Consider the following 15,869-nt stretch of genomic DNA (forward strand, 5'->3'; position numbering starts at 1 on the left):
CCGGTGAGACGACAGTCACTAAATGAATAGCGTTCATTTAGTATGGCGCGAGTCACTGCTGAGCGCAAGGGGTTAAGTGAATGCCTTTCATTTATGACCGGGTGGGGCTTGGGGTTCAGCCCCCGGAGATAGCAGTTCACCCCCATGCTTGTGGTCAACATGGGGGTGAAGTGGAGGCTCGGCGGGGTGGGCTGTGGCGGGCTCGGGCTCGCGGGCTCGGCCGGGCGGGGCCGGGCTCGCGGGTTAGGGCGCCAGGGTTGGCAGGGTAAGGATCTCAGCTGCTCCGTCGGTGATGGCGATGGTGTGCTCGGTGTGGGCGGTGCGGCAACCGGTGACGCTGCGGAGGGTCCAGCCGTCGGCGTCGGTCACAAGTTGTGCCGTATCGGCCATGACCCACGGCTCAAGGGCGAGCAGCAGTCCGGGCCGGAGCTTGTACCCGCGGCCGGGGCGGCCCATGTTGGGCACGTGGGGCTCCTGGTGCATGGTGGAGCCAATGCCGTGCCCACCGAACTCGGTATTGACGGGGTAGCCGGCCTCACTGAGGACCGAGCCGATGGCGTAGGAGAGGTCGCCGATGCGTGCGCCGGGACGGGCAGCCTCTATGCCTGCCCGCAAGGCTCGTTCAGTGGCTTCAATCATTGCCACACTCTCCGCAGGTTTGGACTCGCCCACAATGAAGCTGATGGCGGAGTCTGCGGCGATTCCGTTCTTGGAGACAGCCAGGTCGAGGGTCAGCAGATCGCCGTCAGCCAAGGCGTAATCCCGGGGGAGGCCGTGCAGGACGGCGTCGTTTACCCCGGTGCAGATGTAGTGGCCGAACGGTCCGCGGCCGAAGGAGGGCGCATAGTCGACGTAGCAGGACACCGCTCCGGCCTCGAGGATCATGGACTTGGCCCACTTGTCGATGTCCAGCAGATTTGTGCCCACCGTTGCCCGGCCCTTCAGCGTGTGCAGAATGTTGGCGACCAGGGCGCCGGCCTCCTTGGCGCGGCTTAGCTCCGGACGGCTCAGGATCTCAATCATGCGGGGGCCTTTCATGGGGCGACCAATAACTATCCCGGCCATATTATCCCGGTATTACAATTGGAGCCATGGTCAGGTTGCCCCTTACACCCGCAGAGGCCGAGCGAGGACAACGTCTCGGCGCCCTTCTGCGGCGCGCCCGGGGTGAACGCTCCATGTTGGAGACGGCCTTGGATGCCCGGGTCTCGCCCGAGACGCTCCGTAAGATCGAGTCCGGCCGGGTGGCGACGCCGGCTTTCCCCACCGTTGCCGCCATTGCTGATGTCCTCGGACTCTCCCTCGATGACGTCTGGGCTGAAATCAACCGCACCGAGCTCGGTGCCGACCCGGCGGTATCCCGGCGCAACTCCCGGGAATGGCTCGCTTCCTAGCCTCACCGCGTGCGCGACTTATCGCTTGGGCCGTGCGCGCACGTGAAGGCGCTCGCCTTGCTGGCCGAACAAGGTCAGGAGCTCCACCGGCTCTGATGTGGCGCTGGCGAACCAATGTGGAGTCCGGGTATCGAATTCGGCAACCTCGCCTGGTTTCAGGACGAAGTCGTTGCCGCCCAGCACCAGCCGCAGCTTGCCGTTGAGTATGTACATCCAGTCATAGCCCTCATGGGATTGGGGCTGCGGTATTTCTTTTCCAGTGCCGCTTTTCAGCACCATTTTGAACGCCTGGATGCCGCCCGGGCGCCGGGTTAGGGGAAGTGCGGTGCCCCACTCATGAACGTGCGGCTTCAGGTGGATCCGGGGATCGCCGGTTTCCGGGGCATCGATGAGTTCTTCCAAGGGGACCTGATGCAACCGCGCGATGGGGAGGAGAAGCTCCAGTGTTGGTTTACGTTGGCCCGATTCCAGCCTGGAAAGCGTGCTGACAGAAATGCCGGTAGCTTCCGAAGCCTCCGCCAGGGTCACGTTGCGTTGGGTCCGCATGGCACGCAGGCGAGGGCCGACGGCGTCGAGCATTGTGCTGAAATCCGTTGTCATGCCGCTCATTTTGCCATACTGGCAAACTTCCTTGCTGTTCTTGGTTGTCCTGCCCAACCATGGAAGGAGCGGCGCATGGCCGCAGGAGACGCATGGAGGCAGTCGGTAATGGACGCAATGAACAGTGGAGTGTCGGAGTACGACGTCGTGGTGATTGGAGGTGGCGCAGCTGGGTTAAGTGCCGCCGTGACCCTGGGCAGGGCGCTGCGGTCGGTCGTGGTCATCGACGCCGGCGAGCCACGGAACGCCCCGGCCGCCGGGGTTCACGGGTTCCTCTCCCGGGACGGTATCAATCCCAAGGAGCTGCTGGACTTGGGACGGTCCGAGGCCGTCGGGTACGGAGCCGACATCATGTCCGGCACTGCTGTAGAGGCACGTTCGACGCCGGACCCCACCGCTGGGGGCGGGCCCGCCTTTGAGGTGGACCTGGCCGATGGCCGGACAGTAAAAGCGCGCCGCGTGCTGGTCACCAGCGGGCTGATTGACGTCCTGCCGGAGATCGAGGGGATCCGGGAACGGTGGGGGCGCGACGTTCTCCACTGCCCTTACTGCCACGGCTGGGAAGTCCGGAACAAAGCAATCGGAATCCTGGGTTCGGTGCCCATGGCGTTGCACCAGGCGTTGCTGTTCCGCCAGTGGAGTTCCAACATCACCTTGTTCCTCAATGATGTGGTGGAACCGACGGAAGAACAATGGGAGCAATTGGCTGCCCGTTCCATCACTGTGGTGGACGGCAAAGTCCAGGCCTTGGAAGTCAGCAACGACGCCTTGAGTGGCGTTGTCCTGGCCTCGGGAACGGTGATTCCGGTGGACGCCGTAGTCACCGGCCCGCGGTTGGAGGCAAGGTCCGGCGTGCTTGAGTCTTTGGGCGTTCCCACGGTGGAGCATGCGATGGGCGTCGGGACCCATGTTGAAGCCGCCCCAATGGGTGGGGCGACATCGGTGCCCGGCGTCTGGGCAGCAGGTAACGTCACGGACCTCACGGGACAAGTGATGGCCTCCGCGGCTGCGGGTGTCATGGCGGGCGCGGCCATCAACGCCGATCTCATGATGGAGGAGACCACCCTGGCTGTCCGGGAAGCGCGGCACGCGGCCCTGTCCCGCTAGTTCCTGGACCGGCCGTGACGCACGTTGAGCCGGCCGATCACAAAGCACAAAACCATCGACGTGCGGGCCTTGCCGGAGGACGATGGAAGGACAGCCGTTGAAGGAGGTTGGGTATGTGCTACGCGTACTACGACGACTTCGAGCGGCGCACGAAGAAAGACTCCGCGCGCAAGCCCGAGACGCACACGTCCGAGCCGGAAAAAGCACCTGAAGTTACCGTGGAGAGCCGTCCGCGGACAGAGGGAACGCTGTGGACTTTCCTGGCCCGCCGTCGCAGGGATTCCGAGGTTTCCGAACCGACGATGAACCGCATCAGCGAGAAAGTCTAGGCAGGGACCGGACCGCACCAAGGAAACACCAGTGAAGGCGCTGCGCTTGCGGCGCCTTCACTGGTGTCGGGCCGGCTGGCTGAAGGCCTAGGTGCTGGCAGCCAGGAATTCCCGGGCCGCCGTCACCAGGGCTTCCGTTCCCCGCGTCAGGGTCGGCTGGATAATGGGCGCAAAATACGGTGAGTGATTCGACGGAATATCCTCGGGAAGGCGCCCTGTTGTTGCAAATTCCTTGAACAAGGCAGGCTCGGCACCACCAAGGAACCAGAAAACCAGGGGAGCGCCGGCGGCCTTGGCCAAGGCGCCCACGTCTTCGCTTCCGGAGACAGGGCCGGGGTCAATGATCTGTGTTTCGCCAAACTTTGCCTTGAAGGCCGCAGACACCCTTTCGGTGGCATCCTGATCGTTGACGGTCAGCGGAAAGTGCTCTTCAAACTGAATCTCGGGGTCCTTGGGTGCCCCGGATGCCTTGGATTCCCCCGCGGCAATGCGCTCGATGGAACCGAGGATCTTGTCCCGGGTGTCGTTGCTGAAGGTGCGGACGCTGAGTCCCAAAGTTGCTGTTTCGGGAATGATGTTGTTCTTGGTGCCCGAGTGGATCTGCCCCACGGTTACCACAGCGGAATCACTCGCTGCCAGCTCACGGGCAACAATGCCCTGCAGCCGGACGGTGGTTGCCGCAGCCATCAGCACCGGGTCAACAGTGGTCTCCGGGCGTGAACCGTGACCGCCGCGCCCATGGAGGGTGATGTTGAGGGAATCGGCGGATGCCATGGTGACACCGGGCCGGATTCCGAACCAGCCGGCGGGGAAGGGGGCTACGTGCTGGCCCAGTACGACGTCGGGTTTGGGCACGGCGTCGTACAGGCCACCGGCCACCATGGTTTCGGCCCCGCCGCCCCACTCCTCGGCTGGCTGGAAGAGGGCCACCAGGGTGCCCTGCCACTGATCACGTTGCGCGACCAAAACCTCCACCGCGCCAACCAGGCAACTGACGTGTACGTCATGGCCGCAAGCGTGCATGACCGGCATGTCCTTGCCCTCATGGTCAACACCCATGGCCGTGCTTGCATAGTCCAGGCCGGTTGCTTCCTTGACAGGCAGTGCATCCATGTCTGCCCTGAGCATCACTACCGGTCCGGGTCCGTTTTCCAGAACGCCAACCACGCCGGTTTTTCCGATGTTTCGGTGGACAGTGAAGCCAAGGTCTTCCAGGTGCCCCGCTGCAATCCCGGCTGTCCGGGTCTCTTGGAAAGACAACTCGGGGTGGGCGTGCAGGTCTTTGTATAGCTTTTCGAGGTCAATGGTCATGAGTCTGCCCTTTTCATTCGACGCCTAGGTCTGGCCAGTGTATCCAGCCTGAAGATGCAAAGCCTGGGAAGCCCCGGCACACTGGATGGCATGAATGATTCCCAAGCAGCCACGACACAGCAATCCACTGTTGAGGAATGGACCAAAGCGCTGGCCGAATCCACCGGCTCGCCGGGCGGTGGCGCCGGGACAGGAGTCATGCTCTCCATCGCCGCTTCCCTGACCTCCATGGTGGCCGGATACACCGAGGCCGGGGAGGACCAGCACGAAAAGCTCTCGGGCATCCATGCCCGTGCCCGTGAACTGCGTGAAGATGCCCTGCAATTGGCGGACGACGACTCTTCCGCCTCCAACGCCTTCGGCGCCGCCTTCCGCCTGGATCCCGGGCCGGAGCGCGACGACGCAATCCACCAGGCCTCTGTTGATGCTGCCAAGGCCTCGGCAGTCCTGGGCGAGCGGGCCATCCACGCCATTGAAGACCTCGGCTGGCTCGCTTCCCACGGCAATCCCGCGCTGATCGCCGACGTCGTGGTTGGCTTCGGAGCCCTCCGTGCAGCCATCAGCGGAGCCCGAACCAACGTAAGTTTCGACCTCGCCTCCCTGACCTCCGCCGGAACCGCGCTGGAGGAAGTCAAGGAGCAGCACCCAGAGCTATGGAGCACGGTCAGCAGGCTCGGCGACGCCCTTGACAGAATCGATGACCTGACTGCCGGCGTCGACAAAAAGGCGGCACCAACCGAAGCGTTGTGAGGCCCGCTTTGCGTGCTAAATCCCTACGGAATCACGCAGAGCGGGCCTCACAACGGCGCTGTGTCCTTACTGAGCCTCTACTGCGCCTTCGGCACACGGCGGAGCACGACGGCGGCGAGCACTGCCGCGCCAGCCATCAATACCAGCCCAATCGCCGCAGTGATGTGGACGCCGGACTCGAAAGCCGTCCGGGCGGCGACCGTCAGGGCCTCCGACAAAGGTGCCGGAAGGGCTGCGGCCGCATCCACGGCGCCGGCAAGGGTTTCGCTGGACTTCCCGGCTGCCTGCGGGGAAACGCCGTCTGGAATCACGAGGTTGTGCTGATAGGAAGCGGTGAGGATCGAGCCGAGAACAGCCGTTCCCAGGAGCGAGCCCAGTTCGTAGCCGGTCTCGGAGATTGCGGAGGCGGCGCCGGACTTGTCGGCCGGAACGGAAGCCAGGATGAGGTCATTGGAAATGGTTTCCGCTGCGCCCACGCCGATTGCGAGGACCGTCAGGGCGGACAGCAGGAAGACGGGGCCGCTGCCGTGGTCGCCCACCATCACAATCAAGTAGCCCGCGGCGCTGAGTGTCAGGCCGGCGGCCACCACGTATCCGGGGCGGACACGCCGGACCAGCGGCACCACCAGCAGGCCGGCGATGACTGTTGCCAGGAGGGCGGGAATCATGGCGATTCCGGCTTCCATGGGTGACTGACCCTCAACAAGCTGCAGGTGCTGGGCGAAGAAGTAGATGAAGCCTGTCATGGAGAAGAGCGACAGGACGTTCGCCACGATTGCAGTGCTGAAGACCTTGTTATTGAACAGGGCAACGTCCAGCATGGGGTTCTCGATCCGCTGCTGGCGACGCACAAACAGAATGCCCATCACCAGGCCGAAGCCCATGAATGCGGCCGCGGACGCCCCGAAGCCGTGGACTGCGAATTCCTTGATGCCGTAGACGAACGGAGCCATGGTGACCACGGAAAGGACAATGCTGGCCACGTCCACGCGGCCGGGATTGGCGTCCTTGGATTCCGGAATGAGTGCCCGGCCGAAAGCAAGCAGGGGCAAAAGCAGGAAAGCGGCCACGAGGAACACCGCACCCCACCAGAAGTGCTCTACCAACCAACCGCCGAAGATGGGCCCAAGGGCGGCACCACCCGAGAACCCGGCAGCCCAGACAGCGATGGCAAGCCGGCGCCGGTTGGGATCGGCGAAGATGTTCCGGATCAAGGACAGCGTTGAGGGCATCAGCATGGCGCCGAAGACGCCAAGGCCGGCGCGTCCTGCAATGAGCCACTCAGCCGAAGGCGCGAAAGCTGTAGCAGCCGAAACCGCCGCGAAGCCCGTGCTGCCGATCAGCAGCAGCCGCCGTCGTCCGATCCTGTCGCCGAGGTTGCCCATGGATACCAGCAACGCGGCAAGAACCAGCGGGTAGGCGTCAACGATCCAGAGCAATTGGACGCCGCCGACGTCCAGGGAGCGGGCAATTTCGGGCAGGGCAAAGGTGAGCGCGGTGTTGTCGACGGCCACCAGCAGCACCGGAAACATCAGGAGTGCCAGAGCCGTCCAGTCGCGCCACGGTGCTGCCTGGCCCTTAACGGGATCAGCGGAACGGAGTGCTTGGGTTGGGGACGGCGAGAACATTCCACTACTGTACCGTCCAGACGGTACAGTTTCAACTGACCAGCCCCATGAGCCTTTAGGGAATGATGGACACATGCCACGAAAACCAGTTGCCCGGGACGCGGTCCTGGATGCCTTTGAAGCCCTCCTTATAGAGGTAGGGGAGAGGGCTGCCACCCTCGATGCCGTTGCCAAACGTGCCGGGGTATCCAAAGGTGGGCTGCTCTACCACTTCCCGAACAAGGAAGCGCTGATCACGGCACTCTTGGAACGCCTTGACCTGCTCGCCGATGAAGACACTGAACTGATGAAGGCAGCGCCCGATGGTTCGGCCGCCTACTTCATCCGGTCATCGCTGTGGGCAGATACCCCCATGGACAGGGCCTTCGTCGCTGCCACCCGCCTGGCTGAAGTGGCCCACGAGGAAACCCGCCGCCGGTTCGCCGCCATCCAGCAGCGCTGGCTGGACGTGCTGGCCGAAGACGTCGGACCGGAGGTTGCCAAAGCCGTCAGCTACATGGGCGACGGCCTCTATTTCAATGCCATCTTTGAAGGCGGCCAGGAAGGCGGCAACGCCGGGCGGGAGGCCGACGTCGAAATCCTGCTCGGAGTCCTGGAGCGGCTGCGGAAGTAGTGATTCATCCATTTGCTGCAGAGCCCGGCGCGTAGGACAATTAACTCTTGTGGCGTGCCCAACAAGGTGCCCACCTACAACTGAACATGCCTTTGATCTGCGGCGGGAGAGTCCTGCAAGCAAGTGATGCAGGCGCCGTAGGAGCAAACCCTCCCCAGGAATCTCTCAGGCCCACGCACCGCCGCGGCAAGGCAACTCTGGAAAGCAGCAGGCACTCAGCACACCTCAGGGTGGATGGGCGCTGTGCTCACCGACGGTGCAAGCGATGGTTGTTCACGCAACCCGCGGAAACTCTCAGGTCCAATACAGAGCGGGGAGGAACCCAGCCGCTGTGGCGTACCCAAACGCCGCCCAAGTAATGGAGTTCCTTCGTGACGGTTAGTTCTGCCTCCACCACCTTCGTCGATCGGCATATCGGCGCCCGCCGCCAATCCGAGATTGAGACCATGCTCAAGTCCGTCGGCTACGACACCGTCGATTCGCTGGTCGACACCGCCGTTCCGAACGATATCCGCCAGGATGTTGCCCTCACCCTGGAAAACGCGCTGAGCGAAGTCGAGGTTCTTGCCGAGCTGCGCAAGCTCGCATCCAAGAACAAGACTGCCGTCCAGATGATCGGCCAGGGCTACTACGACACCGTGACGCCGCCGGTGATCCGCCGCAACATCCTCGAGTCCCCGGCCTGGTACACCGCCTACACCCCGTACCAGCCGGAAATCTCCCAGGGCCGCCTTGAAGCGCTGCTGAACTTCCAGACCATGGTCCAGGACCTGGTTGGCCTGCCCATCGCCAACGCCTCCCTGCTTGACGAAGCAACGGCCGTTGCCGAAGCCGTCCTCATGATGCGCCGTGCCAACAAGAACAAGGCTGTCCAGGATGGCAAGACCGTCCTCGACGCCGACTGCCTCCCGCAGACCATCGCCATCGTCAAGGGCCGCGCCGAAGCACTCGGCTTCGAGGTTGAGGTCGCCGATCTCTCCCTGGGCCTCCCGGAAGGCGCCATCAACGGCGTTGTCCTGCAGCAGCCCGGCGTTTCCGGCCGCGTGTTCGACCACTCTGCTGTCATTGCTGAAGCCAAGGAACGCGGCGCGCTGGTCACGGTCGCAGCCGACCTCCTCTCCCTGACGCTCATCACCCCTCCCGGTGAGCAGGGCGCCGATATTGCTGTTGGTTCCGCGCAGCGCCTGGGTGTTCCGCTGTTCTTCGGCGGCCCGCACGCGGCCTACATGGCCGTCCAGAAAGGCCTGGAGCGTTCCATGCCCGGCCGCCTGGTAGGCGTTTCCAAGGACGACGCCGGTGTCCCCGCCTACCGCTTGGCGCTGCAGACCCGCGAGCAGCACATCCGCCGCGAAAAGGCGACGTCCAACATCTGTACCGCGCAGGCGTTGCTGGCCATCGTGGCCTCGATGTACGCGGTCTATCACGGCCCGGAGGGTTTGAAGGCTATTGCCGAGACCGCCCACAGCCACGCCCGCACCCTTGCAGCATCACTGAAGGCTGCCGGCGTCGAGGTCCTTCACGGTTCCTTCTTCGATACCATCACGGTCCGCGTCCCGGGCAAAGCTGCAGAGATCGTCGCTGCTGCCGAGGCCAAGGGCATCAACCTGCGCGGCGTTGACGCTGACACCGTTGGTATCTCTGTTGATGAGACCACCACTTCCGAGGTTGTCGCTGACGTCGCGGGGGTCTTCGGCGCTTCAGTTGCCGAAACCGCTGAAGGTCTCGCGCTTGAAGCTTCCGTGGAGCGCACCAGCGACTTCATGCAGCACCCCGTGTTCAACACGCACCGCTCCGAAACCCAGCTCCTGCGCTACATCCGCAAGCTCTCGGACCGCGACCTCGCGCTGGACCGCACCATGATCCCGCTGGGTTCCTGCACCATGAAGCTCAACGCCACCGCCGAGATGGAAGCCATTTCCTGGCCGGAATTCGCCTCCATCCACCCGTTCGCTCCGGATTCCCAGACCGAGGGCTGGCGCGAACTCATCACGGACCTCGAATCCCAGCTGACCGAGATCACCGGCTACGACCAAGTGTCCATCCAGCCGAACGCCGGTTCCCAGGGCGAGCTCGCGGGTCTGTTGGCCATCCGTGGCTACCACCTGTCCCGTGGCGACGAGCAGCGCAACGTCTGCCTCATTCCCGCTTCCGCCCACGGCACCAACGCAGCCTCCGCAGTGCTAGCCGGCATGAAGGTTGTTGTGGTGGCCACGGCTGCTGACGGCACGATCGACCACGCGGACCTTGCCGCCAAGATCGAGGCCAACCGCGAGGTGTTGTCGGCCATCATGATCACCTACCCGTCCACGCACGGTGTGTACGATGCCGACGTCCGCGAAGTCTGCGACGCCATCCACGAGGCCGGCGGCCAGGTCTACATTGACGGCGCCAACCTCAACGCCCTGGTTGGGCTCGCCCAGCCGGGCAAGTTCGGCGGCGACGTGTCCCACCTGAACCTGCACAAGACGTTCTGCATCCCGCACGGCGGTGGCGGCCCGGGTGTTGGTCCTGTGGCAGCCAAGGCGCACCTTGCACCGTTCATGCCAGGCGATGCAGCCTCCTGGACCGAAGGCAACGACGTGCCCATTTCGGCATCGCGTTTCGGTTCCGCCGGCGTTCTGCCCATCTCCTGGGCCTACGTGAAGCTCATGGGTGGCCAGGGCCTCACCGAGGCAACCAAGTCGGCGCTGCTGGCTGCGAACTACATCGCATCCCGCCTGAACGATCACTTCCCTGTCCTCTACACCGGCGAGGGCGGACTGGTGGCCCACGAGTGCATCCTGGACCTCCGCGAACTGACGGCCAAGACCGGCGTCACCGCTGAGGACGTTGCCAAGCGCCTGATCGACTTCGGCTTCCACGCCCCCACCCTGGCCTTCCCGGTTGCCGGAACCCTGATGGTGGAGCCCACCGAGTCCGAGGACCTTGCCGAGATCGACCGCTTCATCGAAGCCATGATCACCATCCGTGCCGAGATCGACCAGGTGGCTCACGGCGATTTCTCCGTGCAGGATTCCCCGCTTCGCCGCGCGCCCCACACGGCTGCCGCCGTCGTAAGTTCCGATTGGGACCGCGAGTACCCGCGCGAGCAGGCCGCCTTCCCCGTCCACCACCTCAAGCAGGACAAGTACTTCCCGCCGGTCGGCCGTATTGACGGCGCTGCAGGTGACCGCAACTTGGTGTGCTCCTGCCCGCCGATCGAAGACTTCGAGAACTAAGGGGTTCCGGAAAATGACAGAGAACTACACAGCTCTTTACGAAGAGCACAAGAAACTCGGCGCGTCCTTCACCGACTTCGGTGGCTGGCAGATGCCGCTCAAATACTCCTCGGAGTTGGCTGAGCACCATGCTGTCCGCAAGTCCGCAGGCCTGTTCGACCTCTCCCACATGGGCGAAGTCTGGGTCACCGGTCCCGAGGCAGCAGCCTTCCTGGACTACGCCCTGGTGGGCAAAATCTCCGCCATGGCCATCGGCAAAGCCAAGTACTCGCTGATCTGCCAGGAAGACGGCGGCATCATCGATGACCTCATCGCCTACCGTCGCGGTGAGGAGAAGTTCCTCGTGGTACCGAACGCCGGAAACGCTGCGGTTGTTGCCGCAGCCCTTCTGGAGCGCGCCGCCGGTTTCGACGTCGTCGTTGAGGACGCCTCCGCTGACACTTCGCTGATTGCCGTTCAGGGGCCGCTGGCTGAAACGATCCTGCTCCGCTTGGTGCCCGCCGAACAGCACGCGCTGGTCACCGACCTGAAGTACTACGCCGCGGTTGATGTCCCGTTCACGTTCGACGGCGGCACGCAGGAACTGCTGTTGGCCCGGACCGGGTACACCGGCGAAGACGGCTTTGAGATCTTTGTCGCCAACGAATCCGCAGCAGCCCTGTGGCAGGCCATCGCCGACGCCGCTGAAGACGGCGAACTTACTCCCGCGGGCCTGGCTTCCCGCGACTCCCTGCGCCTGGAAGCCGGCATGCCGCTCTACGGCAACGAGCTCTCACGCGAAGGCAACCCCTTCGCAGCAGGACTCGGACCGGTGGTGGCTCTGTCCAAGGAAGGCGACTTCGTCGGCAAGGACGCACTCGCTGCCCTCAAGGCAGATGGCGCAGGCTCCACCAGCGGACGCAAGCTTGTTGGCCTCCAGGGCCTGGGCCGCCGTGCCGGCCGAGGCCACTACCCGGTCCTCAAGGACGGCGCAGTAATTGGCGAAGTCACGTCCGGCCAGCCAAGCCCCACGCTCGGCTACCCGGTAGCGTTGGCGTATGTCGACGTCGCTTTCGCTGAGCCGGGAACTTCACTCGATGTTGATCTCCGCGGAAAGAGCGAGCCGTTCGAAGTCGTCGCACTGCCGTTCTACAAACGCCAAAAGTAAGCCGGAGCCGTACCCGACGGGTCGCCCAAAAGCCCGTCGGGTCCGGCATCCTCCGCGTGCTCGGTCGCGGGAACGCCCGCTGAGCGGACGTGACGCTCCCTTGGACGCACGCTTCCGGATCCCGGACTCGAAGGGGCCCGCGTAGTTCCGAAGGTCTGACTCGCGTGGCCGTGCGGTGGGGGAGCGGATTCCGGAAGCGTGCGTCAAAGCGACGGAGGAGCAGCACGCGGAGGAATTCGGTGCCCCACGCCCGCGAATCAGCCACGCTCACGGCCCAGACACGACACAATTAGATGTAGCCACTACACGTAAAGGAAACAGAATGCCCAAAGTAGCGCCCGAACTTCAGTACTCCGACGAGCACGAGTGGGTTTCCCGCGGCGAAGGGAACTCGGTATCCGTCGGTATTTCCGAGGTTGCCACCGACGCTCTGGGTGACATTGTGTACGTTGACCTGCCCGAGGTTGGTTCTTCGGTGACCGCTGGCGAGACCTGTGGCGAAGTTGAGTCCACCAAGTCCGTCTCGGACCTGTACTCGCCGGTCACCGGTGAGGTCACGGAGATCAACGACGCCGTTGTCTCGGACCCCGCACTGATCAACAACGACCCCTACGGCGCCGGCTGGCTGTTCAAGGTCGCCGCCGAGTCCGACGGCCCGCTGCTCTCCGCCGAGGAATACGCCTCCAAGAATGGCGGAGACCTCTCCTAAGCCCTGCTCCTCTTAGCTGGCGCCCGTTGGGGGCTGGCATCCTCCGCGTGCTCGGTCGCTTGGGCGCCCGCTGGGCGGACGCGAAGCTCCCTCAGACGCACGCTTCCGGACGCCGACCCCAAGTGCACCGGCCGATTCGTGGGTTTGCTGCTGGGGGTGCCGTGCGCGCGGCATGTTTGGCAGCGAATCCCCGTATTGGGCGTTGCAGCGTCCGAGCTTGGATGCCAGTCCCAGGTGGGGCCACGTCCGGGCTCCGGTGGTGTTGTTTGGCCGATTCGTGGGTTTGCTGCTGGGGGTGCCGTGCGCGCGGCATGTTTGGCAGCGAATCCCCGTATTGGGCGTTGCAGCGTCCGAGCTTGGATGCCAGTCCCAGGTGGGGCCACGTCCGGGCTCCGGTGAGGTGTTGTTTGGCCGATTCGTGGGTTTGCTGCTGGGGGTGCCGTGCGCATGGCATGTTTGGCAGCGGACCCCCGTAGTGGGCGTTGCAGCGGCCGAGCTTGGCCGATCGGGCACCCCCCCACCACTCAAGCCCAGGGGCGTAGCGTGGGATTGTAGAACTGAATAAAATTGCGACGCCGGGTTGCCGCCTTTGGGGGCCATCCGGCGTCGTGCTTCGGCCGATCTCCGCCACAAGCGGGGGAGGCCATCCGGCAGGACCATCTGCCGGACCGTTTCAAACTGTATTAAGGAATCCCGACCATGGCTGTTGGTGTTTTCGATCTTTTTTCCGTGGGTATTGGTCCGTCGAGTTCTCATACTGTGGGGCCGATGCGGGCTGCTGCGGTGTTTGCTGGTGAGTTGAGGGACGCTGGTGTCCTGGGTTCGGTGGCGTCGTTGCGGGTGGATTTGTATGGGTCGTTGGCTGCGACGGGTCGTGGCCATGGGACCATGACGGCGACTTTGTTGGGTTTGGAGGGGTATCACCCGGAGTTGATTCTGCCTGAGGAGGTGGAGGCGCGGTTGGCTGCTATTGCTGAGACGGGTGTGTTGAACCTGGCTGGTGCCTCTGGTGGGGGGGTGGAGTTGCCGTATGCGGTGGAGGATATGGTGTTGCATCCGTTGACGGTGTTGCCGCGGCATACGAACGGGATGAAGTTTGCTGTCTCGGATGCTGAGGGAAACATCGTGCGGGAGGCGACGTTCTTCTCTGTTGGTGGCGGGTTCATTGTCCGTGAGGGTGAGGAGAACGCGGCGCAGCAGGAGTTGGAGGAGTCCAAGAAGGAGTTGCCGTTGCCGTTTAGGACGGCGGCGGAGTTGTTGGGCCGGTGTGCGTCCAAGGGGCTGGGGATCAGCGACATCATGTTCATTAATGAGCGGGCGTCCCGTTCCGAGGAGGAGATCCGGGAGGGTTTGCTGCATATCTGGTCCGTGATGGAGGCCTGTGTTGAGACGTCCTTGAAGCGTGAGGGTGTGCTCCCTGGTGGGTTGCGGGTCCGGCGTCGTGCTCCTGATTGGTTAGAGCGGCTCCTGAAGGAGGACAAGGACCGGAACGATCCGAAGTATTGGCAGGAGTGGGTGAACCTGATCGCGTTGGCGGTCAATGAGGAGAACGCTTCGGGCGGCCGGGTGGTGACGGCGCCGACCAATGGTGCTGCGGGGATCATTCCGGCGGTGTTGTATTACGCGTTGAATTACGCCCCGGGGATGGACAAGGCCTCCCAAAAGGACCGGGACGATGTGGTGGTGAAGTTCCTCCTCACTGCTGGTGCTGTGGGGGTTTTGTATAAGGAGCAGGCGTCCATTTCCGGTGCTGAGGTGGGGTGCCAGGGTGAGGTGGGGTCGGCGTCGTCGATGGCTGCTGCTGGTTTGGCTGAGGTGATGGGTGGTACGCCGGGGCAGGTGGAGAACGCGGCGGAGATCGCGATGGAACATAACCTGGGGTTGACGTGTGATCCGATCGGCGGGTTGGTGCAGATTCCGTGTATTGAGCGGAACGCGATTGCTGCGGCGAAGGCGATCAACGCGGCGAAGATGGCGTTGTGGGGTGATGGTACGCACCGGGTGTCGTTGGACGAGGTGATCGTGACCATGCGGGAAACGGGCAAGGACATGTCCGATAAGTACAAGGAAACCGCGATGGGCGGCCTCGCTGTCAACGTCGTCGAATGCTGAGTCTGTTTACTGTCAGTGCCTAGTGCCATGCTGTATCCATGAGCGGGGGATACGACAGGGATTTTTTGCGGGCACGGCTTGAGCTGCCCAGTCCGTCGGCAACGACGATTCTGTTGGACTACATCCACTTCTCCGTGCGTTTCCGGGTGTCCCGGAAGCTCGCGGCGATCGTGGGAGTCAACATCAGCGGTGCCGAGCTGAACCCACTGGCCCGTGAGGGAACGTGGCACTTCGACGACAGGATTCCGCGGGAACAGCAGGCGGGCCCGGACGTTTACAAGAACAACGCCTTCGACCGCGGCCACCTGGTCCGGCGGCTGGATCCCGTCTGGGGAGATGCGGCTACCGCCAAGAAAGCCAACCAGGACACCTTCGTTTTCACCAACGCTGCCCCACAGGTGGACGACTTCAACCAAGGCAAAGAACTCTGGGTGGGGCTCGAGGACCACGTGCTGAGTCATGCGGATGCCCACGAGGCCAAGATCAGCGTCTTCACGGGACCCGTGCTCCTGGACGATGACCAGCCTTACCGGGGCGTCCAAATCCCGCGCAAATTCTGGAAGATCGCCGCGTGGACCAACGATGCCAAGCTGGCTGCCGTGGGCTTCCTCCTGGACCAGTCGCCGCTCCTGGGCAAGGTCGAGCTGAAACGGGCCATCGATCAGCGCCTCCTCGAAGGAGAGCCACCTCCGCTGGGACCGTTCCGGACCTTCCAGGTTCCCATTGGGCAGATCGCAGACCTAACCGGGCTGAGCCTCAGCAGGCTTGCCAACGCGGACCGGCTCGTCAGCGGCCAGCGTGAACTGGGCAGGCAACCGAAGGCGATCGAGTTGGAGCGCCCGGACCAGATCCGTTTGTGAGCAACGGCAGATCTGCGCTTTTGCTCATAGACCAGCCGATTTCGCTTGGCCCGATAGACTTGGGGCTGCATGTCCGCATGCGTACCGAGCT

14 protein-coding genes and 1 riboswitch are annotated in these 15,869 nt (G+C 63.6%); of the genes, 10 read left to right on the forward strand and 4 right to left on the reverse strand.

The genetic code is table 11. The features are described 5' to 3' along the window. Positions 1 to 243: 243 nt before the first annotated feature. On the reverse strand, positions 244 to 1,023 hold the full coding sequence (gene map, locus LDN85_RS04950) for a type I methionyl aminopeptidase (RefSeq protein WP_026542551.1): 780 nt from the start codon (positions 1,021 to 1,023) through the stop codon (positions 244 to 246). 68 nt (positions 1,024 to 1,091) lie between these two features. Between map and LDN85_RS04955 the strand changes: the two genes are divergently transcribed. After that, on the forward strand, positions 1,092 to 1,394 hold the full coding sequence (locus tag LDN85_RS04955) for a helix-turn-helix transcriptional regulator (RefSeq protein WP_026542550.1): 303 nt from the start codon (positions 1,092 to 1,094) through the stop codon (positions 1,392 to 1,394). A gap of 18 nt (positions 1,395 to 1,412) precedes the next feature. Here the strand turns inward: LDN85_RS04955 and LDN85_RS04960 are convergent, their stop codons facing one another. Next, positions 1,413 to 1,994 carry an XRE family transcriptional regulator gene (locus tag LDN85_RS04960; RefSeq protein ID WP_139183531.1) on the reverse strand — a complete coding sequence of 194 codons (582 nt, stop codon included), beginning with the start codon at positions 1,992 to 1,994 and terminating at the stop codon, positions 1,413 to 1,415. A gap of 108 nt (positions 1,995 to 2,102) precedes the next feature. Between LDN85_RS04960 and LDN85_RS04965 the strand changes: the two genes are divergently transcribed. Next, positions 2,103 to 3,101, forward strand: a complete 999-nt coding sequence (locus tag LDN85_RS04965) for an NAD(P)/FAD-dependent oxidoreductase (protein WP_026542548.1) — start codon at positions 2,103 to 2,105, stop codon at positions 3,099 to 3,101. Between the two features lie 113 nt (positions 3,102 to 3,214). Then, complete coding sequence (locus LDN85_RS04970) at positions 3,215 to 3,430, forward strand: hypothetical protein (RefSeq protein WP_026542547.1); 216 nt, start codon at positions 3,215 to 3,217, stop codon at positions 3,428 to 3,430. 87 nt (positions 3,431 to 3,517) lie between these two features. On the opposite strand, the gene LDN85_RS04975 is transcribed toward LDN85_RS04970, so the two are convergent. Then, complete coding sequence (locus LDN85_RS04975; protein WP_223944761.1) at positions 3,518 to 4,741, reverse strand: amidohydrolase; 1,224 nt, start codon at positions 4,739 to 4,741, stop codon at positions 3,518 to 3,520. A gap of 90 nt (positions 4,742 to 4,831) precedes the next feature. Here LDN85_RS04975 and LDN85_RS04980 point away from each other — a divergent pair, with 90 nt between their 5' ends. Next, positions 4,832 to 5,491 carry a cyclodeaminase/cyclohydrolase family protein gene (locus LDN85_RS04980; RefSeq protein WP_223944762.1) on the forward strand — a complete coding sequence of 220 codons (660 nt, stop codon included), beginning with the start codon at positions 4,832 to 4,834 and terminating at the stop codon, positions 5,489 to 5,491. 77 nt (positions 5,492 to 5,568) lie between these two features. On the opposite strand, the gene LDN85_RS04985 is transcribed toward LDN85_RS04980, so the two are convergent. Beyond that, positions 5,569 to 7,119, reverse strand: coding sequence for an MFS transporter (locus tag LDN85_RS04985; RefSeq protein WP_223944763.1), 1,551 nt, complete (start codon positions 7,117 to 7,119; stop codon positions 5,569 to 5,571). Positions 7,120 to 7,192: 73 nt separating this feature from the next. Between LDN85_RS04985 and LDN85_RS04990 the strand changes: the two genes are divergently transcribed. From LDN85_RS04990 to LDN85_RS05015, 6 genes are all read left to right on the forward strand, one after another. Continuing rightward, complete coding sequence (locus LDN85_RS04990) at positions 7,193 to 7,732, forward strand: TetR/AcrR family transcriptional regulator (RefSeq protein WP_026542543.1); 540 nt, start codon at positions 7,193 to 7,195, stop codon at positions 7,730 to 7,732. Positions 7,733 to 7,825: 93 nt separating this feature from the next. Continuing rightward, positions 7,826 to 7,923, forward strand: a riboswitch (glycine riboswitch). 180 nt (positions 7,924 to 8,103) lie between these two features. After that, positions 8,104 to 10,950, forward strand: coding sequence for an aminomethyl-transferring glycine dehydrogenase (gene gcvP, locus LDN85_RS04995; RefSeq protein ID WP_223944764.1), 2,847 nt, complete (start codon positions 8,104 to 8,106; stop codon positions 10,948 to 10,950). Positions 10,951 to 10,963: 13 nt separating this feature from the next. Then, positions 10,964 to 12,097, forward strand: coding sequence for a glycine cleavage system aminomethyltransferase GcvT (gene gcvT / locus LDN85_RS05000; RefSeq protein ID WP_223944765.1), 1,134 nt, complete (start codon positions 10,964 to 10,966; stop codon positions 12,095 to 12,097). Between the two features lie 322 nt (positions 12,098 to 12,419). Further along, positions 12,420 to 12,806 carry a glycine cleavage system protein GcvH gene (gene gcvH / locus LDN85_RS05005; RefSeq protein WP_223944766.1) on the forward strand — a complete coding sequence of 129 codons (387 nt, stop codon included), beginning with the start codon at positions 12,420 to 12,422 and terminating at the stop codon, positions 12,804 to 12,806. A 699-nt stretch (positions 12,807 to 13,505) separates the two neighbouring features. Continuing rightward, positions 13,506 to 14,918 (forward strand): L-serine ammonia-lyase, encoded by a 1,413-nt coding sequence (locus LDN85_RS05010; protein ID WP_223944767.1) that lies wholly within the window; start codon positions 13,506 to 13,508, stop codon positions 14,916 to 14,918. A 38-nt stretch (positions 14,919 to 14,956) separates the two neighbouring features. Continuing rightward, entirely contained in the window at positions 14,957 to 15,778 is an 822-nt protein-coding gene (locus tag LDN85_RS05015; protein WP_223944768.1) for a DNA/RNA non-specific endonuclease, read from the forward strand. Positions 15,779 to 15,869 lie beyond the last annotated feature (91 nt).

The organism is Arthrobacter sp. StoSoilB20, from assembly GCF_019977295.1.
Classification (GTDB): Bacteria; Actinomycetota; Actinomycetes; order Actinomycetales; family Micrococcaceae; genus Arthrobacter; species Arthrobacter nicotinovorans_A.